This is a genomic window from Terrihabitans soli, from assembly GCF_014191545.1.
Taxonomy (GTDB): Bacteria; Pseudomonadota; Alphaproteobacteria; order Rhizobiales; family Methylopilaceae; genus Flaviflagellibacter; species Flaviflagellibacter soli.
Genome location: NZ_AP023361.1, coordinates 48,593 through 67,897, shown reverse-complemented (window position 1 = coordinate 67,897; position 19,305 = coordinate 48,593). Strand labels below are relative to the sequence as shown.

Annotated in this window: 24 protein-coding genes; 8 read left to right on the top strand and 16 right to left on the bottom strand. The window is 63.2% G+C overall.

The window, feature by feature from the left end; genetic code table 11:
- Positions 1-8 precede the first annotated feature (8 nt).
- Positions 9-695 carry a response regulator transcription factor gene (locus IZ6_RS00345; RefSeq protein ID WP_222876056.1) on the bottom strand — a complete coding sequence of 229 codons (687 nt, stop codon included), beginning with the start codon at positions 693-695 and terminating at the stop codon, positions 9-11.
- Between the two features lie 100 nt (positions 696-795).
- Here IZ6_RS00345 and IZ6_RS00340 point away from each other — a divergent pair, with 100 nt between their 5' ends.
- The gene (locus IZ6_RS00340; protein ID WP_420825593.1) at positions 796-1,326 is read left to right on the top strand and encodes a L,D-transpeptidase family protein; all 531 of its coding nucleotides are present in this window, start codon (positions 796-798) and stop codon (positions 1,324-1,326) included.
- Positions 1,327-1,329: 3 nt separating this feature from the next.
- Here the strand turns inward: IZ6_RS00340 and coaA are convergent, their stop codons facing one another.
- The 7 genes from coaA to hisB are packed head-to-tail and all read right to left on the bottom strand — an operon-like array spanning position 1,330 to position 5,863.
- On the bottom strand, positions 1,330-2,280 hold the full coding sequence (coaA, locus tag IZ6_RS00335; protein WP_225873949.1) for a type I pantothenate kinase: 951 nt from the start codon (positions 2,278-2,280) through the stop codon (positions 1,330-1,332).
- Positions 2,281-2,290: 10 nt separating this feature from the next.
- The gene (locus tag IZ6_RS00330) at positions 2,291-2,623 is read right to left on the bottom strand and encodes a phosphoribosyl-ATP diphosphatase (RefSeq protein WP_225873948.1); all 333 of its coding nucleotides are present in this window, start codon (positions 2,621-2,623) and stop codon (positions 2,291-2,293) included.
- A 10-nt stretch (positions 2,624-2,633) separates the two neighbouring features.
- A complete protein-coding gene (gene hisF, locus IZ6_RS00325; RefSeq protein WP_222876055.1) occupies positions 2,634-3,410 on the bottom strand; it encodes an imidazole glycerol phosphate synthase subunit HisF in 777 nt (258 codons plus the stop codon).
- The gene (hisA, locus tag IZ6_RS00320) at positions 3,407-4,150 is read right to left on the bottom strand and encodes a 1-(5-phosphoribosyl)-5-[(5-phosphoribosylamino)methylideneamino]imidazole-4-carboxamide isomerase (RefSeq protein WP_222876054.1); all 744 of its coding nucleotides are present in this window, start codon (positions 4,148-4,150) and stop codon (positions 3,407-3,409) included. The genes hisF and hisA overlap by 4 nt, the downstream gene beginning before the upstream one ends.
- Positions 4,138-4,770, bottom strand: a complete 633-nt coding sequence (gene hisH, locus IZ6_RS00315; protein ID WP_222876053.1) for an imidazole glycerol phosphate synthase subunit HisH — start codon at positions 4,768-4,770, stop codon at positions 4,138-4,140. Before hisH ends, hisA begins: the two co-directional genes overlap by 13 nt.
- A complete protein-coding gene (locus IZ6_RS00310) occupies positions 4,767-5,258 on the bottom strand; it encodes a DUF2628 domain-containing protein (RefSeq protein WP_222876052.1) in 492 nt (163 codons plus the stop codon). Before IZ6_RS00310 ends, hisH begins: the two co-directional genes overlap by 4 nt.
- A gap of 8 nt (positions 5,259-5,266) precedes the next feature.
- Positions 5,267-5,863: an imidazoleglycerol-phosphate dehydratase HisB gene (hisB, locus tag IZ6_RS00305; RefSeq protein ID WP_222876051.1), complete on the bottom strand. Its 597-nt coding sequence runs from the start codon at positions 5,861-5,863 to the stop codon at positions 5,267-5,269.
- A gap of 193 nt (positions 5,864-6,056) precedes the next feature.
- On the opposite strand from hisB, the gene IZ6_RS00300 reads away from it, so the two are divergent.
- Positions 6,057-7,103 (top strand): hypothetical protein, encoded by a 1,047-nt coding sequence (locus IZ6_RS00300; RefSeq protein ID WP_222876050.1) that lies wholly within the window; start codon positions 6,057-6,059, stop codon positions 7,101-7,103.
- Entirely contained in the window at positions 7,061-7,672 is a 612-nt protein-coding gene (locus IZ6_RS00295) for a DUF2585 domain-containing protein (protein WP_222876049.1), read from the top strand. The genes IZ6_RS00300 and IZ6_RS00295 overlap by 43 nt, the downstream gene beginning before the upstream one ends.
- A gap of 11 nt (positions 7,673-7,683) precedes the next feature.
- On the opposite strand, the gene IZ6_RS00290 is transcribed toward IZ6_RS00295, so the two are convergent.
- From IZ6_RS00290 to IZ6_RS00280, 3 genes are read right to left on the bottom strand one after another with little or no spacing between them, the layout of a single operon-like run.
- Positions 7,684-8,208 (bottom strand): Smr/MutS family protein, encoded by a 525-nt coding sequence (locus IZ6_RS00290; protein ID WP_222876048.1) that lies wholly within the window; start codon positions 8,206-8,208, stop codon positions 7,684-7,686.
- Positions 8,205-9,284 carry a murein transglycosylase A gene (gene mltA / locus IZ6_RS00285; RefSeq protein WP_225873947.1) on the bottom strand — a complete coding sequence of 360 codons (1,080 nt, stop codon included), beginning with the start codon at positions 9,282-9,284 and terminating at the stop codon, positions 8,205-8,207. Before mltA ends, IZ6_RS00290 begins: the two co-directional genes overlap by 4 nt.
- Complete coding sequence (locus IZ6_RS00280; protein ID WP_222876047.1) at positions 9,281-9,979, bottom strand: Tim44/TimA family putative adaptor protein; 699 nt, start codon at positions 9,977-9,979, stop codon at positions 9,281-9,283. Before IZ6_RS00280 ends, mltA begins: the two co-directional genes overlap by 4 nt.
- Positions 9,980-10,214: 235 nt before the next feature.
- On the opposite strand from IZ6_RS00280, the gene secB reads away from it, so the two are divergent.
- On the top strand, positions 10,215-10,706 hold the full coding sequence (gene secB, locus IZ6_RS00275) for a protein-export chaperone SecB (protein WP_222876046.1): 492 nt from the start codon (positions 10,215-10,217) through the stop codon (positions 10,704-10,706).
- 15 nt (positions 10,707-10,721) lie between these two features.
- On the opposite strand, the gene dnaQ is transcribed toward secB, so the two are convergent.
- From dnaQ to IZ6_RS00255, 4 genes are read right to left on the bottom strand one after another with little or no spacing between them, the layout of a single operon-like run.
- Entirely contained in the window at positions 10,722-11,432 is a 711-nt protein-coding gene (dnaQ, locus tag IZ6_RS00270) for a DNA polymerase III subunit epsilon (protein WP_222876045.1), read from the bottom strand.
- 29 nt (positions 11,433-11,461) lie between these two features.
- On the bottom strand, positions 11,462-12,055 hold the full coding sequence (gene coaE, locus IZ6_RS00265) for a dephospho-CoA kinase (protein WP_222876044.1): 594 nt from the start codon (positions 12,053-12,055) through the stop codon (positions 11,462-11,464).
- Entirely contained in the window at positions 12,052-12,882 is an 831-nt protein-coding gene (locus tag IZ6_RS00260) for a shikimate dehydrogenase (protein ID WP_222876043.1), read from the bottom strand. Before IZ6_RS00260 ends, coaE begins: the two co-directional genes overlap by 4 nt.
- A complete protein-coding gene (locus IZ6_RS00255) occupies positions 12,879-13,499 on the bottom strand; it encodes a Maf family protein (protein WP_222876042.1) in 621 nt (206 codons plus the stop codon). The genes IZ6_RS00260 and IZ6_RS00255 overlap by 4 nt, the downstream gene beginning before the upstream one ends.
- Before the next feature lie 384 nt (positions 13,500-13,883).
- Here IZ6_RS00255 and hemE point away from each other — a divergent pair, with 384 nt between their 5' ends.
- From hemE to IZ6_RS00235, 4 genes are all read left to right on the top strand, one after another.
- The gene (gene hemE / locus IZ6_RS00250; protein ID WP_420825562.1) at positions 13,884-14,849 is read left to right on the top strand and encodes a uroporphyrinogen decarboxylase; all 966 of its coding nucleotides are present in this window, start codon (positions 13,884-13,886) and stop codon (positions 14,847-14,849) included.
- Between the two features lie 9 nt (positions 14,850-14,858).
- Entirely contained in the window at positions 14,859-15,284 is a 426-nt protein-coding gene (gene hemJ / locus IZ6_RS00245) for a protoporphyrinogen oxidase HemJ (RefSeq protein ID WP_222876041.1), read from the top strand.
- Between the two features lie 206 nt (positions 15,285-15,490).
- Positions 15,491-16,753 (top strand): transcription termination factor Rho, encoded by a 1,263-nt coding sequence (gene rho / locus IZ6_RS00240; protein WP_222876040.1) that lies wholly within the window; start codon positions 15,491-15,493, stop codon positions 16,751-16,753.
- Positions 16,753-17,289 (top strand): hypothetical protein, encoded by a 537-nt coding sequence (locus IZ6_RS00235; RefSeq protein WP_222876039.1) that lies wholly within the window; start codon positions 16,753-16,755, stop codon positions 17,287-17,289. Before rho ends, IZ6_RS00235 begins: the two co-directional genes overlap by 1 nt.
- Here IZ6_RS00235 and IZ6_RS00230 read toward each other — a convergent pair.
- Entirely contained in the window at positions 17,286-19,304 is a 2,019-nt protein-coding gene (locus tag IZ6_RS00230) for a thioredoxin domain-containing protein (protein ID WP_338054675.1), read from the bottom strand. The two genes, IZ6_RS00235 and IZ6_RS00230, sit on opposite strands and share 4 nt — an antisense overlap.
- Position 19,305: the final 1 nt, after the last annotated feature.

Here is a 19,305-nt window from a genome sequence, read left to right as displayed (position 1 = left end):
TGCGGTCCTTACGGCACCAGTTTGTAGCCGCCGGCTTCCGTCACAAGAAGGGCCGCGTTGGACGGGTCCTTCTCGATCTTCTGACGCAGCCGGTAGATATGCGTTTCGAGCGTATGCGTCGTGACCTCGGCATTGTAGCCCCAGACCTCCTGCAACAGCTCATCGCGGCCGATGACCTTGCCGCCAGCGCGGTAGAGATAGCGCAGGATCGAAGTTTCCTTTTCCGTCAGCCGCACTTTCGAGCCGCGATCGGTGGTCAGAAGTTTGGTCGCCGGACGGAAGGTGTAGGTGCCGATCGACAGCACGGCGTCTTCGCTGGCCTCGTGGCTGCGCAGCTGGGCGCGGATGCGGGCGAGAAGAACGGCGAACCGGAAGGGCTTCGCCACATAATCATTGGCGCCGGCCTCAAGGCCCTGGATCGTATCGGCTTCGCTATCATGGCCGGTCAGCATGATGACCGGGCCTTTATAGCCATTGGCGCGGATGATCTTCACCGCCTCGCGGCCGTCCATATCGGGCAGGCCGACATCCATCAGCACGAGATCCATATGGCTGGTCTTGAGAGTATCGACCGCCTCCGACGCGTTCGCCGCCGTGACCGGGGCAAATTCGTCTTCCAGGGCAATCTGTTCGGTCAGGGCCTCGCGCAGCTCCGCATCGTCCTCGACGACGAGAATCTTGCGCGCCGCTGCCATAGTATGTCTCCCTGCCGTCTGCCGGCCCGGTGGAGTTAAACACGGCGCCGCCCCGGCGCAACCCGTCGAACGTCTCACACGGAACTCTAAACTGTCCCGAATTCTTCGGCATATCCACGTTATCCCACGCGGCGGCCATCGCGGCCTTCTGGTTGCAGGCCCCTTGCGCCTGCCCGTTGCGCTCGGCCGTTCAGGCGTCGTCGGCCGGAACGCGAAGAAAGAGGGCGATGGCGGCACCCCGCGCGGGACCCTGCCGCTGCGCGGCCTCTGGTACCGCCCGGACAAAGTGAGGCCGCCGCGAACCCGCCTTCCGCACCGGGCGATCCGGCCTGACGATCTGTGGTGCGATGCCCCCGGCGACCGCAATTATAACCGCCCGGTCACCGCGCCTTACCCGGCCTCGCATGAAAAGCTGTGGCGGGATGACGATGTCTATGACTTCGTTGTCGAACTCGGCTGGAACGACCGGCCGCGATTTCAGGGCCGCGGCTCGGCCATCTTCATGCACCTGGCAAGATCAGATGGGCTGGCCGGCTTCAAACCGACCGAGGGCTGCGTCGCGCTCCGCCGCCAGGACATGGAAAAGCTGCTGCCGCTGCTCGGGCCCGAAACGGTGATGGTGGTGCGCTGAAGCTCAGAGCTTCCGGAGCGCGACTTCCTCGACGCGGTGGTCGGCGCCCTTGCGCAGGACGAGGCTCGCCCGCTGGCGGGTCGGCAGGATGTTGTCGCGCAGGTTCGGCAGGTTGATCTTGGCCCAGAGGCCTTCGGCCTTTTTGCGCGCATCTTCTTCCGGCAGCGAGGCATAGCGGTTGAAGAAGCTTTGCGGATCGCGGAAGGCGCTTTCGCGCAAATGCAGGAAGCGCTCGACATACCAGTCGTGGATCAGCTGCTCGTCGGCATCGATGAAGATCGAGAAATCGAAGAAGTCCGACACGAAGGGCGAGGCCTTGGCGCCTTTCGGCCGGCCGGCCTGCAGCACGTTAAGCCCTTCGAGGATCAGGATGTCCGGATGATCGACGACGACTTCGGCGCCCGGCATGACGTCATAAGTCAGATGCGAATAGACCGGCGCCGTGACGCGGCCTTTGCCGGCTTTGATATCCGACATAAATCGCAGGAGCGCCGCAAGATCGTAGCTTTCCGGAAAGCCCTTGCGCGCCATGAGGCCCTCGGCCTCGAGCACCGCATTGGGCAGAAGAAAGCCGTCGGTCGTGACCAGAGACACTTTGGGCATGTTCGGCCAGCGGTGCAGCAGCGCCTGCAACAGGCGCGAGGTCGTGGACTTGCCGACCGCGACCGAGCCGCCAATGCCGATAATGTAGGGGACCTTGGCGCCGTTCGAGCCGAGGAAGCTGCGCGTGGCGCGGAACAGGCCCTGAGTGGCTTCGACATAGAGAGCCAAAAGACGCGAGATCGGCAGATAGATCTGCTCGACCTCTTTCAGATCGACCGGATCGTCGAGCGAGCGCAGACGGGCAACATCGGCTTCCGACAAGGTCAGAGGCGTGTCGGCGCGCAAGGACGCCCATTCCTCGCGGGAAAACACCCGGTATGGAGATTCCGGTTTGGCGGCGAGAACGTCCACGATGTACCCCCTACCCACGTCGTGCCGCTTTTTCGGCAAGACCCGATTGGGCCTGGCGCGATTTCAGCTCGGCATAGACATCTGCAAGGGGAATGCCGCGCGCTTTGAGCACGACGAGCAGATGGAACAGCACATCGGCCGATTCCTTGGTGAGCCCCTCACGGTCGTCCATGACCGCCGCGAGAGCCGCCTCAACTGCCTCCTCGCCCAGCTTTTTTGCACACTTCTCTACCCCTGAGTCCAGAAGCTGGCGGGTATAGGATGACGCAGGATCGGCCGTGGCCCGCTCATTGACGAGGGCTTCCAGCGCGGAGAGATCGAAACCCATTTCCCACTTAGCCATGGCTATCCCCTTAGCTCCGGCCCGGATCGCGCCGGACGGCAAGGCCGGCTTTCGCCATATGGTCCTTCACATCCTGGACGGAAAAGGTGCCGAAATGGAAAACGCTGGCGGCCAGCACCGCCGAGGCGTGGCCCTCGCGGACGCCCGACACAAAATGATCCAGCGCACCGACCCCGCCGGAGGCAACGACCGGCACCGGGACCGCGTCCGCGACCGCCCGGGTCAGCGCGAGGTCATAACCATCCTTGGTGCCGTCGCGATCCATCGAGGTCAGAAGAATTTCGCCGGCGCCGAGCGCTGCAACTTCCCGTGCATACTCGATTGCGTCGAGCCCGGTGGGCCTGCGGCCGCCATGGGTGAAGATCTCCCATTTGCCGTCCGCGACCTTTTTGGCATCGACCGCGACGACGATGGCCTGGGCGCCGAATTTGTCCGCCGAACGGCCGACGATCGAACGGTCGGCGACAGCGGCCGAATTGATCGACACTTTGTCGGCGCCGGCGAGCATCAGATTGCGCACATCCTCGACCGTACGTACACCGCCGCCGACGGTGACGGGCATGAAGCAGTTCTCGGCGGTACGGGCGACGACATCGAGCAGGATCGCGCGCTCTTCATGGCTCGCGGTGATGTCGAGAAAGCAGAGCTCGTCGGCGCCCGCCGCATCATAGGCTTTCGCGCTTTCGACCGGATCTCCGGCGTCCACCAGGTCAAGAAATTGCACGCCTTTGACGACGCGGCCGTCTTTCACATCGAGGCACGGAATGATGCGGATTTTCAGGCTCATTGCGCGACACTCCGCGTCAACGCCACGGCCTCAAGCGGGTCGAGACGCCCATCATAAAGCGCGCGGCCGGTGATAGCGCCGGCAATGGCGCGGTTTTTCGGTTTCAGAAGTGTCTTTACATCTTCGATGCCGGCGAGGCCGCCCGAGGCGATGACGGGTATGGACACAGCTTCAGCAAGTGTTCGCGTACCGTCGAAATCGAGGCCCTTCAAGAGGCCGTCGCGGCCGATGTCCGTATAGATGATGGCGGCGATGCCGGCGTCTTCAAAGCGCTTCGCAAGATCGAGCGAGGCGAGATCGGAGACTTCCGCCCAGCCCTCGACGGCGACGCGTCCGCCTTTGGCGTCGATGCCGACGGCAACCTTGCCCGGAAATTCCTTTGCCGCGCGCTTGACGAAATCGGGATCGCGGACCGCGGCGGTGCCTAAAATGACGCGCGAGATGCCGCGCTTCAGCCAGCCTTCGACACCCTGCATGTTGCGAATGCCGCCGCCGAGCTGGACGGGGATGTTCACGCAATCGAGCACGGCTTCGACCGCCTGCAGATTGACGGTCTGGCCGGCAAAGGCGCCGTCGAGATCGACGACATGGATCCAGGCAAAGCCCGCATCCTGGAAGCCCTTGGCCGTGGCCGCGGGATCGGTGCCGTAGACGGTCGCCTGCGCCATGTCGCCCTGGCGCAGACGCACGACCTCGCCGCTTTTCAGATCGATCGCCGGATAAAGGATCATGGCGTCCATTTCAGGAAATTGGCGATCAGAGCAAGGCCGAGGCGCTGGCTCTTTTCGGGATGGAACTGCGTTCCGGCGATATTGCCGCGCGCGACCATGGCCGTGACGGGGCCGCCATAATCGGCGACCGCCAGCACATCGTCCTGGCTTTGCGGCACAAAATGAAAGGCGTGCAGGAAAAAGGCGTGCAAGCCCTGCGGCCCGAGCGGGATGCCGTCGAGCAGAGCATGGCTCTTCTGCGAGACGAGCGTGTTCCAGCCCATATGCGGGACCTTCAGCGCTTTGTCCTTCGGCGCGATGCGCACGACCTTGCCGGAAATCCAGTCGAGCCCTTTGGCGCCTTCATGCTCGAGGCCTTCGGTGGCCAGAAGCTGCATCCCTATGCAAATTCCGAAAAAGGGTTTGCCCTTTTTGCGCACGGCCTCCGTCAGCGCCTCATCGAGACCATCGACCGCGGCAAGTCCTCTGCGGCAATCGGGAAAGGCGCCGTCGCCGGGGAGAACAATTCTATCAGCCGCCAGCACACGCTCGGGATCGGAGGTGATCTCGACCTTGCCGCCCGCGACCTCAATGGCTTTCGCGGCCGAGCGGAGATTGCCGGCGCCGTAATCGACAAGAGCGACGCTCACGAGACGCCGCCAGATCTGGGGGAGGGCCTCGGGAAGAAACCGAGCGCGTCATCGCTGGCCGAGAAGTTTGTTCTGCGCGGCGGCGCGTGCACCACCGGCTCATCATCCGGCGCGCTGCGGCTGGCAAAGAAAATCTCTTCCGCCTCGGCCTGCGTCTTGGCGAGAACGCTGCCCGCCTGCGCATAGCCTTTCTTCAAAAGCTTGCGGCGGCGCATGTCGTTGCCGTCGAACCCGACCCAAAGATTGACGAGCAGCGACAGCAGCATGCCGGCATTGTCGCTGAGCGGCAGGAGCGAGCCGACGAGCGCGGCAGCCATGGCGAGCACGACGAAGACCGCCGCGCCGAGCCACAGCCTCTGGATCAGAAGCCAGAACAGCGAGAAGAAAAGGCCCGGCCAGGAAAAGCCGTCCTTGATGAAAAGCGTCTTGTCGGCGCGCTCTCCGGCATTTGCCGGATGGCGCGGCTCATAGACCGTCCACAAACGCATAGACCGGTTCAGCCGCCGAGGCTGCCTTTGGTGGAGGGCACACGATCCGCCGTACGGGGATCGACGGCAAGAGCCGTCCGCAGCACGCGGGCGAGACCCTTGAAACAGCTTTCAGCCACGTGATGGGCATTGGCGCCATATAGGGTTTCCACGTGCAGCGTCACCGCCGCATGGGTCGCAAAGCCCTGGAAGAATTCGCGCACGAGCTCGGTGTCGAACTCGCCGACCTTCTGCGCCGGGAACTCCGTCTTCCAGACCAGGAACGGCCGGCCCGACACGTCGATGGCGACGCGGGTCAGAGTCTCGTCCATGGGCAGGGCGCAATCGGCATAACGGGTGATGCCTTTCATGTCGCCCAGGGCCTGTTTGACGGCCTGGCCGAGCGCGATGCCGACATCCTCGGTCGTGTGATGGAAGTCGATATGGGTGTCGCCTTTGGCCTTCACCTCGAGATCGATCAGTGAATGGCGGGAGAGCAGCTCCAGCATGTGATCGAAAAAGCCGATACCGGTCGAGACCTTAGCCTGGCCTTGGCCGTCGAGGTTCACGGTTACCGATATGTCGGTCTCGCTCGTCTTGCGAGCGATGGTGGCGCGGCGGGTCATGTTACGCATTCCCTGAGGCGGTACAGCCCGCCTAAACAGCACGAAAAGATGAAAAACCCCTCAAATTGAGGAGATTGGCCGGGTCTTTAGCAGGGCGGGAGCTGGCATGCCAGATCGGAGGCGCACTCTTTGGCCCCTTGCGGCGCATCCCTGCCTCGCGGACACTCCCGCCCGCCGGGGAGGGTTGGGTCCGATGATTTCCGAAAAGGCGGTCACTGAGGCCCTGTCGCGGGGGATCATCACCCGGGTCCAGGCCGAGAGCCTCAAATCCATCGAGGCCGAGCTTGCGGCAAGCCGCCTCGACGCGCCGGACGAGGAGAAGCTGCGCTTCATCACCGGCTTCGGCGATGTGTTCGTCGCCATAGGCCTTGTGCTGTTCCTGTCAGCCATTCGCTATTTCGGAAACTTATTGGCCGAACCTTATGCCGGCGGCTGGATCGCCGTCGCGGCCGCGAGCTGGCTTCTGGCGGAATTCTTCACCCGCCGCCGCCGCATGGCACTGCCGAGCATCCTTCTTCTCCTTGCCTTTTGCGGAGCGATCTTCCTGGCGACGACATCCGTGATTGCGCCTCACACCGAAACATCGATGTTCGATCCCAGTACCGGCATCGCCTTCATCGCGGGCGGGGCTCTGACCGCCCTTGGAGCGCTTCTCCACTACGCACGCTTTCATGTGCCGATCACGATCGCGGCCGGCGCGGCCGGACTTGTTGCCATCTTCGCCGGCATACTCTTTGCGGTCGGAGACGGCTCTCTTGTCATTTTGCTGCAGCCGCTTCTGTTCCTATGCGGCGTTGCCATCTTCGCTGCGGCCATGCGCTTCGACATGGTCGATCCGCTGCGTCAGACACGGCGTACGGACATTGCTTTCTGGCTTCACCTCCTCGCCGCGCCCCTGATCGTGCACTCGGTCCTGTCGCGAATGATGAGCTCGGATACGCTTACATCCACGACGGCCTTTGCCATCCTCGCGGTCTTTATCGTGCTCGCGAGCGTCGCGGTTCTCGTCAACCGCCGCGCCATTCTTGTCGCCGGCCTTTCCTATACCGGTTTCGCGTTTGGCACGCTGATCCGCGAGGCCGGCTTTTCCAGCATTGCGGCGCCGCTGACTTTGCTGGCGCTCGGCGCGCTCGTATTGCTTCTCAGCGCCGGCTGGAATTTTCTGCGCAGCCGCATTCTGCGCGCGGTGCCGGAAGGATGGCGCACAAAACTGCCGCCCGACCTGTCTCCCGCCACATGACCGCAAACATACGCATCGCGCCGCGCTGGGCCCTCATCGCGCTCGGCGTCCTCGTCCTGCAGGCCGCAATCCTGTGGTGGATGGGCCGCGTGCCGATCTGCACCTGCGGCACGGTCAAGCTGTGGCACGGCGTTGTGAACTCATCGGAGAACTCACAGCACATTTCCGACTGGTACAGTTTCTCGCACATCATTCACGGATTCATTTTCTATGCGCTGCTGCGCTTTCTCTTCCCACGCATGCCGCTCGGGCCGCGGCTTGTTCTGGCGCTCGGCATCGAGGCCTCCTGGGAGATTCTCGAGAACACCGACATGATCATCAACCGCTACCGCGCGGCGACGATCTCGCTCGACCACTTTGGCGACAGCATTCTGAACTCGGTGTCGGATGCGCTGATGATGGCGCTCGGCTTCTTTATGGCGGCGCGATTGCCGGTCTGGTCGGTGATTGCGCTGGCCGTCATTTTTGAGATCGGCACGGCCTATATGATCCGCGACAACCTTGCGCTCAACATCGTCATGCTGCTCTGGCCGCTCGATGCGATCCGCGAATGGCAGTCCAATCTTTAACGGGGCGGTCTTTAGCGCTCGCGGCGCAAACGTACATACAATGCGCCCGCGCCTCCATGCGCCGATGAGGCCTGCGAGAAGCCGATGACGGTCTCGCGGAGATCCGGCTCCGCCAGCCACATCGGCACCATGCGGTTGAGAACGCCCGATTTGCCGGTGATGACGAGGACGACGCGGGCGCCGCGCGTCCGCTGACTCTTCAGAAACCACAGCAGCTTCGAATGCGCCTCGTCCTGCCGGTAGCCGTGCAGGTCGAACCTGGCATCGACCGCTCCGCCGCGCTTGAGATTGCGCGCGAGTTTCGGCTCGAGCGGCGCAAGAGGCGGGGCTTTCGGTTTGGGCGGCGGCGCGGCGATGGCCGGGCGGGCGGGCTTTGCGGCGGGCGGGGCCTTGGCCTTTTTCACCGGCGCCTCGACAGCCGGAGCTTCCGCCCGTTTCAGCTTCTTGCGTCCGGGCAGAGGGCTGATCGTCTCCGCAACCTTTTCCCAGAGCGTCCGCTCTTCGGGACTTAGCTCGCGTCGCCTTCTGCCGCTCATTGCGTCGGGCCGGCCTTCGGCACGAAGACGATGAAATGGCCGTTATGGCGCACACGCCCGGCGATCTTGCCGGCCTCGGGGCCCGAGCCGATATAAAGATCGGCGCGGCCCGCACCGCGGATGGCCGCCCCCGTATCCTGCGCAATCATCAATCTGCGCACGCGCGCCTCGCCTTTGCTCACCGGCAGAATGGCGTCGACCCAGACGGGAAGTCCATACGGCCATATCGAATCATCCACCGCTATGCTGCGCCCGGCCGTCAGCGGCACGCGCTGCGCGCCGATCGGGCCTTCGGCTTCGGGCCGCCCATTGTCGAAGCGGAAGAATATGTACGATTTGTTTTCCTGCATCATCTGCGGCGCGAGCTTCGGATTGTCCGTCAGCCAAGCGCGGATCGACTGCATGTTCGCCTGCTCGCGCGTCAGCAGCTTTTTTTCGACGAGCGCGCGGCCGACCGGCGTGAACGGATAGCCGTTGCGGCCGGCAAAGTTGACGCGGACCATGCTGCTGTCGGGAAGCCGGATGCGCGCCGAGCCCTGAATATGGGTGAAGAAGGCGTCGATCGGATCCATAAAGACAAGCTCAAGCCCGCGCCCCGCAAAAAGGCCCGCCTCGATGGCGGCGCGGTCGGGCGCCGGATCGGGCAGTTTGTCGGGCATTTTGAGAAGCGGCGTCGGAAAGCGTTCGCTCGGCGTCAACGCGCCGGAAAATTCAGGTTCGTAATAGCCGGTGAAGAACGAGCTTTTGTCCGGCGTGACCAAGGCCGGCGAGAACCAGGTCTCGAAGAATTTCCGCGCCGCTTTCTTGTCGGGCCGCTCGGGAAGGGCAAGCGCTGCACCGCAGGCCGCATCGAGGCCCGGCGATCCCGGCGCACCGGGCCGCTCCGCCGGAGATCGTGCGGCAAGCTGAACGCAGCTCAAGCGAAACGGGATGAAGGCGGCAGCATGATCTTCCGCCGCCCAGCCGCGCAAGGCGTCGAACATCAAGGGCTGCAGATCGGGCTGAGGCGGTGCGGCACGCGCCGGCATCGCGCTGATGAGCGCGATGAGTACGCTTGCGAGAAATTCTGTCTTCACGCGGCGTCGGTGCGGACGAGCTTCCAGTTCGGATCGCGCGAGGCCACGTCCCGGGCGAAGGTCCAGATATCGACCAGCTCGGTGACCTTGTCGGGATTGCCGTCGATGATCGCGCCGTCCTTGTCGCGCGTCACCGTCACGAGCTGGGAAGCAAAGCGCACTTCGATCTCCGAGGTGCCGCCGCGCAGCTCCGCGTCGCGGATCGTGGCGCGGTCGATGGCGACGAAGGTCGATTGCACCGTCTCGCCGCGGCGCTCGCGGTCGGCGATCGTCGCCGCAAAACTCTCATAGACTTCCTTGGCTAGAAGTCCCTTGAGCGTCTTGGTGTCGCCATTGGCAAAGGCGGAGACGATCATTTCATAGGCCGCCTTGGCGCCCTGAAGGAAAGCATTGGCATCGAAGCTCGGATCGACCGAGGCGATGGCGTCGAGGCCCTTTTCGGCATCGCTGCCCGCTTCGAACGTGCCCTTCCAGCGCTCGGCCGCCGGGACCGGCTGGTCGAAGGGGCTGTCGGTGCGCGGCGGCATGGCGACGACATTGTCGTTCGGCGCGGCTGGCGCCTCCTGGCGGCTATAGGGATCGATCGGCGGGCGCTCATGACCCGTCCGCGTGCCTAGCACGCTGCGCAGGCGCAGGAAGATAAACACCGCCAGAACCAGGAAAATGACGGTGTAGATGTCGAACACGTCGCTCATGACCACCCGAACTGAGAACTTGCCGCTTTGTGCCGCCTCAAAGCGGCAGATCATCTTATATGGGCGATTGTGTGCCTTGCGCCACCTGATTGCGACAAGGCCCAGGGCGCAAGGGTAAAGCATCGACCGCCTTCAGCCAACGGGGCCGCCAACCGGGCTCCGCTTGCGGGCGGCAAGCAGCCCGTGCTAGCCCGACGCCGCCGCGCCGCTGCGGCCGAGTGGGGAGTTCAGACCGATGGCAAAGACGGGCACGAATGGCGACGGCAAGCCGGCGGCAGCGCAGGCGGAGCCCGAAGTTCCGTCTCTCGGCGTCCTTGCCCAGTATGTGAAGGACTTCTCCTTCGAAAATCCGGGTGCGCCGAACTCCCTCGCGCAGGGCGGCAAGGCCCCGGACATCCAGATTTCGGTCAATGTGAACGCCCGCGGCCTCAACGATAACGATGTCGAGGTCGAGCTGAAGATCGAGGGCCAGGCCGGCGAGGGGCCGAAGACGCTGTTCCGCGTCGATATCGTCTATGCCGGCGTCTTCCGCATTGCCGGCGTTCCGCAGGAGCAGCGCGCACCGCTTATCCTGATCGAATGCCCGCGCCTGCTCTTCCCGTTCGCCCGCCATCTGATTTCGGATGCCGTGCGCAATGGCGGCTTCCCGCCGCTGATGATCGATCCGATCGATTTTGCGGCGCTCTACCGCCAGCGTCTGGCGCGCGAAAGCGGCCAGACCGCTTAATTTTGGGCCGCCTGATTATTCGGCCGGGGCGGTCTGCGGTTCGTAGGACCACCACAGGGCCGCTTCACCGAGATTGCCGATAAAGCTGCGATGCGCTTCGACATCTTCCGATGTCAGGCGCGGCGCCAACGGCTCGGGGCGGACGGCAATGGCAATCTCTTCGCCGCGGCGGGCGCGCGGCGCATCGGCAACGGCCAAGCCGAAGCTCGCCTGACGGCCGCCCATCAATTCCGCATAGACCTCGGCGAGAAGTTCGGCGTCGAGGAGAGCGCCGTGCTTGGTGCGGCGCGAATTGTCGATGCCGTAGCGGGCGCAGAGATCATCGAGCTTGTTCGACGCAAAGCCGTGACGGCGGCGGGCGAGAACGAGCGTGTCGATCAGGCGCTCGCGCGCGATAATGGGCTTGCCGCAACGGTCGAGCTCGGCGTTCAAAAAGCCGATATCGAATGTGCCGTTATGCGCCACGAGTTTTGAATCCTCGCCGATAAAAGCGACGAATTCATCGGCGATTTCCGCGAATTTCTTGTGCTGGGCAAGAAACTCCGCCGAGAGGCCATGCACACGGAACGCGCCTTCCGGCATGTCGCGTTCGGGATTGATGTAGACGTGGAAGGTGTTGCCGGTCGCGATGAGGTTGACCGTTTCGATGCAGCCGATCTCGACGACGCGGTCGCCGTTGAGCGGGTCGAGGCCCGTCGTTTCGGTGTCGAAAATGATCTCGCGCATGAATGTCCCGGTGATTCGCGTGGAACTTATCACGCAGCCGGAGGCGCTGTGAATCTGGCAATAATATCTTTCACCATCCGGCGCGTATCTTCGATCGGACCCGATGTGTCGATGACGATATCGGCGCGCGCACGCTTCTCCGCATCGGGAACCTGGCGCGCGAGAATGGCCTCGAATTTCTCTTCGCTCATATCGCCGCGGCGCATCACCCGTTCGCGCTGGATCTCCGGCGGGGCCGAGACGACCGCAACAAGATCGCAGCGCTGCTCGCCGCCATTTTCAAAAAGGAGCGGAATATCGAGCACGACGAGGGGCGCGCCGGCGGCGCGTGCCGCCTCGACAAAACTCGTCTCAATTTCGCGCACCAGGGGATGGACGATCTCTTCGAGTTTCTTCAGCGATTCGGGATCGCCGAACACCACGCGCGATAGAACGGCCCTGTCGACTTCGCCGTCGCGGGTCGTACCCGGAAACGCCGCTTCGATCAGCGGCACGGCCGCTCCTTTATAAAGAGCGTGCACCGCAGCATCGGCGTCGTAGACCGGAATGCCTTCATCGCTGAAGAGTTTCGAGGCCGTGGACTTGCCCATGCCGACAGAGCCCGTGAGGCCGAGGACGATCATGATGTCCTCGCAATATCGTCTTCGACGAGACGCCGCAGTTCCGGAGTGACCTTCGGCCGGACGCCGAACCATTTTTCGAAACCCGGCACCGCCTGATGCAGCAGCATGCCGAGACCATCGACGGTCTTATGGCCGCGCGCCTCCGCCGATTCGAGCAGCGGCGTTTTCAGCGGCACATAGACAAGATCGGTCACGAGCGCCTTGGGATTGAGGCCATCGAGCGAAATCTCGAGCGGCGGCTTGCCCTGCATGCCAAGGCTCGTGGCGTTCACCAAAAGCGTTGCGTCCGGCAAAAGTGCGCGCAATTCGCCGAAATGCGCCGCGCGGCTTTTTCCGCCGAGATCCTTCATCAGTTCTTCAGCACGCTCGAAACTGCGGTTCACAATTGCGATGTCGGCCGCGCCGCGCGAAATGAGCCCGAACACAACGGCCCGTGCCGCACCGCCGGCGCCGAGCACGACCGCCTTCAGCGGCGCGCGATCCCAGCCCGGCGCCGCCTGGTCAAGGTTCGACAGAAAACCTTCGACATCGGTATTGGCGCCGTGGACGCCTTTTGCGTCCGCCCAGATTGTATTGACAGCACCGACAGCACGCGCGGTCTCATCGATATCGTCGACGAGTTCGAGCGCCTTTTCCTTGTGCGGGACGGTGACATTGCAGCCGGCGATCTCACGGCCGATTGCGGCAACGAAATCGTTCAGCCCGTCCGGCGCGATTTCGCGCTTGTCATATGCGCCGGCGAGCCCGTGCTGTTTCAACCAGTAATTATGGATGATCGGCGAGCGCGAATGTTTGATCGGCCAGCCTATGACGCAGGCGTGTTTCATTCGAGCAGCATTCCACGCGCCCGCAACGATGCAAGCACTTGCAGCAAGGGAAGTCCGAGCACGGTGAAATGATCGGCTTCAACGCGATTGAAAAGATGAACGCCCGCGCCTTCGAGCTGATAACCGCCGACGCTCGTCATCACCGCATCTCCAGCCTGGCCGAGATAGCGGTCGAGAAACTCTTCGGTGAAGGGGCGCATATAAAGCTTCGCCGCGCTGATGAAGGTTTCCAGCACGGCGCCATCGACAACAAGCGCCGCTGCGGACGTCAGAACATGCTCGCGGTCGCGCAGCTTCAGAAGTTGGGCGCGCGCATCAGCAAGACCGGACGGTTTGTGCAGCCGCTCCGAACCGACCGTCAAAGTCTGATCGGCGCCGAGCACGAGGCGATTGGGAAATCTTGCGCTGACTGCGACAGCCTTTGCCGCCGCAAGTTCCGCGGCGATCAGGCCGGCATCGTCTCCCAGCTCATCCTCGATAGCCCGCTCATCGATATCCGCGGGGGCAATCTCAAGCGGGATGCCGGCCGCGCGCAGCATGCCGGCGCGCGAAGAACTCGCCGAAGCGAGCACAAGCGGCCAGGGCTCTATCCAGAGCGGATGGGCAAGATCGGTCATGGCCGGGGCGGCGGGTTATACAAGGAGCTGTGAAGACCTGTGGACCGGTGAGCGAAACCCGACCGTCTGCTAGGCACTCTGGGGGTAAGCCCGAAATCGATCAACAGGCGATCGGCCCGGGACGGTTCCAGAGGACACTATGTGGAGAACGGGGATGGAGCGCTCTACGCTCTCTGGAACGAGGGGCGGATTTGTCCGCCCGCGCCGAGAGGCAATCTGTGGGCAGCTTGTGGCCGCCTGCGATCACCGCTAATGACCCCCCACACTAAAACAGAACCTAAAAGTAAACTTGGTTAATAGAGGGTTAACGAGCTGTCCTTCTCTTCCAAGCCTGTCCTTCGCGTCCTTGCCGGCGAGCGGCTTGCGAGCCCTCCGGTCTGGCTCATGCGCCAGGCCGGCCGCTACCTTCCCGAATACCGGGAGCTTCGCGCCAAAGCCGGGTCCTTCCTCGACCTCTGCTACACGCCGGACTTCGCCGCCGAGGTAACGCTGCAGCCCATCCGCCGGTTCGGCTTCGATGCGGCGATTTTGTTTTCGGACATCCTCATCATCCCGCATGCGCTCGGTCTGAAGCTCGACTTCCTCGAGGGCGAGGGCCCGAAGCTCGAGACCGTGACATCGGCCGCAGAGCTGCCGAAGCTCTCGGACCGTCTCGACACCGGGCGGACCGGCAAGGTCTATGAGGCGATCGGGAAGATCCGTGCGGCTCTCCCGAGCGAAACGACCTTGATCGGTTTTGTCGGCGGGCCGTGGACCGTCGCGACCTATGTGGTTGCCGGCGGCAGTTCTCCCGATCACGCTGAGGCGCGGATGTGGGCGCTGCGCGATCCCGACGGTTTCGGGCAGCTGATCGCCCGGCTTGTCGATGCCAGCGTCGAGCATCTCTCGGGGCAGATCTCTGCCGGCGCCGAGGCCGTGCAGGTTTTCGACAGCTGGGCGGGCGAGCTTCCCGATGCGCAATTCCAGCGCTGGTGCATCGCGCCGCTCAAGGAAATTGTTTCACGGCTGCACAAGCTTCATCCGGGTACGCCGGTCATCGTCTTTCCGCGGGCGGCAGGAACGAAGCTTGCGGCGGTCGCCAGGGCCATCCCCGAGGCCGCCATCGGTCTCGACACCGCGGAGAGCCCGGCGGGTGTCGATGCGCTACTGCCGAGCGGGCGGCCGGTCCAGGGCAATCTGGACCCGCTTGTGCTGATCGCGGGCGGCGCTGCGCTCGATGCCGAGATCGACCGGATCAGACAGGGCTTCGCGGGGCGGCCGCATATTTTCAATCTCGGCCACGGCATCAAGCCGGAGACGCCGATCGCCCATGTCGAACGGCTCGTGGCGCGGCTGAGGGAATCGGCCTAGAACGGTTCCATGCTGTTTCTGTGGCTCAAGGCCTTCCACATCATCGCCGTCGTCGCCTGGATGGCGGTGCTGTTCTACCTGCCGCGGCTGTTCGTCTATCACGCGGACGCGAAGGTCGGGTCCGAGACTTCCGAGACCTTCAAGGTCATGGAGAGGCGCCTGTATCGTGCGATCGGCGGACCGGCCTCGGGAGCCACATGGATTCTCGGTCTGTGGCTCGCTTATGAGCTGGATGCGTGGAGCCAGCCCTGGCTGCACGCCAAACTGCTCCTCGTCGTTCTGATGACCGGCTTTCACCATTTCTGCGGTGCCACGGTGAAAAGGTTCGCCGCGGACAAGAACACGCGCCCGGCCCGATTCTACCGGATCGTGAACGAGGTGCCGACAATCCTCCTGATCGGCATCGTCATTCTCGTGGTCGTGAAGCCCTTCTGATTGAAACCCCTTGCGGGGCGGCCTGCGAATCCGTAAAAGCTCAATTCTCTCCCCCGCAGGCGCCACGTACCAGCTTAACTGGAACAGCAAAGCGTCTAGCGAGTTGGGCCCGTAAAACGCGCCCCTTTCGCTCCGCCAGCCTGCGCACATTTCCCCTTTCATTCCCTTCGCCTCCGGGCGAACCCAATACGTAAAAGGCTCTCCCAATGGAGATCAGGCTCCAGGACCTGAAGAACAAGACGCCGCAGGAATTGCTGGCGCTGGCAGAAGAACTCGCGGTCGAAAACGCATCGACCCTGCGCAAGCAGGAACTTCTCTTCGCCATTCTGAAACAGCATGCGGCGCGCGATGTCGAAATCATCGGCGGCGGGGTGGTCGAAGTTCTGCAGGACGGCTTCGGCTTTCTGCGCTCTCCCGACGCCAACTATCTGCCGGGCCCCGACGACATCTACGTCTCGCCCTCGCAGATCCGCCGTTTCTCGCTGCGCACCGGCGATACGGTCGAAGGCCATATCCGCAGTCCGAAAGAGGGCGAGCGCTATTTCGCCCTTCTGAAGGTCAACACGCTGAACTTTGAAGACCCCGAGGCGGCGCGCCACAAGGTCCATTTCGACAATCTCACCCCGCTCTATCCCGATGAGCGGCTGCGCATGGAAATCGACGATCCGACGATCAAGGACACGTCGGGCCGCATCATCGATATCGTCTCGCCGATCGGCAAAGGCCAGCGCGGCCTCATCGTCGCGCCACCGCGCACCGGCAAAACCGTGCTGCTGCAGAACATCGCGCGGTCCATCACCGCGAACCATCCGGAATGCTATCTGATCGTTCTTCTCATCGACGAACGCCCGGAAGAAGTCACCGACATGCAGCGCACGGTGAAGGGCGAGGTCGTTTCCTCGACCTTCGACGAACCGGCGGTGCGCCACGTCCAGGTCGCTGAAATGGTGATCGAAAAGGCCAAGCGCCTGGTCGAACACGGACGCGATGTCGTCATCCTGCTCGACTCGATCACGCGTCTCGGCCGCGCCTACAACACGGTCGTGCCGTCGTCCGGCAAGGTTCTGACCGGCGGTGTCGACGCCAACGCCCTGCAGCGCCCCAAGCGCTTCTTCGGCGCCGCGCGCAACATCGAAGAAGGCGGCTCGCTGACGATCATCGCGACGGCCCTCATCGATACCGGCTCGCGCATGGACGAAGTCATCTTCGAAGAGTTCAAGGGCACGGGTAACTCCGAGCTCATTCTCGACCGCAAGGTCTCCGACAAGCGCGTCTTCCCGGCGATGGACATCACCCGCTCGGGTACGCGTAAGGAAGAGCTGCTGGTTGCGAACGACATCCTCAAGAAGATGTATGTGCTGCGCCGCATCCTCAATCCGATGGGCACGGTCGACGCCATCGAGTTCCTCATGGACAAGATGCGCCAGACCAAAACCAATTCGGACTTCTTCGACTCGATGAACACCTGATGCAGCGAGTCGTTCTTTCTGTTCTGGGTGTGATCGCGCTGATCGCAGTCTCCCAGGCCAGCGAAGGACGGGTGCTTTTCGGGTTGACGGTTCCCGAGACGGTCGGCGGCGCGACCTATGCCGGCGTTCAGGACTATGAGGTGAAAAGCCCGGGCCTCGGCTACGGGCTTTTCTATAAAAAGCCCGGCGCCAAGGTCACCGTCTATCTCTACGATCTCGGGCTGACATCCATTCCGCCCGGGCTGAAATCGAAAACCCTTCGCGAGAATTTCGAGCAGGCGCGGCAGGACATCTACAATGCCGGCTACGACAAGGTCGAAGCCGGGCGCGAGTTCACCGTCGCCGGAAAGTTTCTGTGCGCGAGCTATAAGATCACGGCGCCGTCGCGGCAGTTCTTCGGCGCGGACAGTCTTCTCTGCCTGGCCTCATGGAAGAACAAGTTCGTCAAATTCCGCATCAGCGCCGACCACACCGCAACGTCCCGGGCCGAGTCCGAACAGTTCGTCGCGGCCTGGACGAAAGTGCTTTGGCCCTAGGCCTGGGCCGTTCCGCGCCTGAGCGCATTCGCGCTGTCCGACAAAGCTTCCGGTGTAGTTACAGGAAGCCCGCAGACTTCTCCCGCACACACCAGAGCTTTCGCGCCAGAGCTCGCCGCGAGCGCTTTTGCCGGATGAGAATCGGGCAGGGCGCTCGCATCTTTGATCGAACGCACCGTGCGGGCGATGAAGGGCAGTTTTTTTGCCGCGGCGATCAGTTGTCCGTCGCCATCGCCCACGATTAGGACCTCCAGACCGGCCAGTCGCGTGTCCAGAGCGTTGAGCGCCGAGAGGTGTCCGAAGACGTTTTTGGCGGCCGCAACTGAAATCCGAGCCATGCTCACATCGGCTGTTTCACGATAAACGTCCTTGCCGGTCAGGGCGGCGAGGCGGAACTTGGTCTCGAGCGCGAGGCCTGTCGCCGAGGCCACCGCCTCGTCCTTGTCGGCGCCGGGGCGCACCGCGAGCGCCTCGCCATCCTTGGCGGTCAGGTAATAGGCGCCCTCGAGAGAATCATGATTTTCATCGAGCCCGGCGATCCAGGCTTCGGCCTTTGCGAGGTACCCGGCCTTACCGGTCCCCTCATAAAGAGCGGTCGCGGCGCGGGCCATCGAAGCAAGGTCGGAGGCAAAGCCGGGGAAGATGAGACGCCCGTCGCGGAAGGAGTGACCGAGCCGTCCGCCCCGCTCCATGTTCCCGATGATGAAGCCGAAGGCGCGCTCGGCGAGCGCCACCCAGTCCGGCTTTGAGAATGTGAGGCCGGCTCGGACGAGCGCCGCGATCATCAGTCCGTTCCAGTCGGCGAGGATTTTGTCGTCCAGTCCGGGGCGGATTCGGACCGCGCGGGCGGCCAAAAGCTTCGCCCGGAGAGCCGCCAAACGCGGCTCGTCCGCGTCGTTGATCGCGGCCGTCAGCCGGCTCGGGATCGATGTGCCCTCGAAATTTCCGTCCGGTGTGATGTCATAGGCGCGGGCGAAAAAAGCCCCGTCCTCGGCGCCGAGGGCCTTATCGACCTCGGCCTTTGTCCATACATAGAACTTGCCTTCATGGCCTTCCGAATCGGCGTCCAGGCTGGACGCAAATCCGCCGCCCGGGAGCACCATCTCCCGCTCCAGCCAGGCTACGGTTTCCGCGGCTCTGCGGCGGAAAAGATCACTGCCCGAGGTCTGGAAAGCGAGCGCCAGAAGCTCAAGAATCTGGGCGTTGTCGTAGAGCATTTTTTCGAAGTGCGGGACGAGCCAGAGCTCGTCGACGCTATAGCGCGCATAGCCGCCGCCGATATGGTCGTACATACCGCCCTGACTGATGCGGTCGAGCGTGTGCAGGAATATCTGCCGGAATTTCGGATCGCCCGTGCGGTCTCCGGCGCGCCAGAGAAATTCAAGCAGCGGCGTGTTCGGAAATTTCGGCGCGCCCTTCGGTCCGCCATGCACGGGATCCATCACGCCGGCGAGCTGGGCTGAGACGGAATCGAGGTCCCGGCGCGTCAGCTGGATCGTGCCTTCGATCGGCTGAGGGCGAATGCGAGCCTCAATCACATTCGCATTCGTCGCGACATCGCCCTCTCTTTCCCGGAAGGTCTGCGCGACGCCGCGCAGCACATCGACAAAGCTCGGGCGTCCGTATTGCGGCTTGTTCGGAAAATAGGTGCCGCCGAAGAAGGGTTTTCCATCCGGCGTCAGGAACATTGTAAGCGGCCAGCCGCCCTGCTGACCCATCGCGTGCAGCGCCGCCATGTTGACCTGATCGACATCGGGCCGCTCTTCGCGGTCGACCTTGATGTTCACATAGAGCTCGTTCATCACCTCCGCCGTCGCTTCGTCCTCGAAGCTTTCATGCGCCATCACATGGCACCAATGACAGGCGGCATAACCCACGGAGAGAAGGATCGGGCGGTTGCTGCGCTTGGCTTCTTCCAGCGCTTCCGGAGACCACGGCCACCAGTGCACGGGGTTGTCGGCGTGCTGGCGCAGATAAGGGCTGGTCTCTCCGGCCAGGCGGTTCTTAGTCATCATG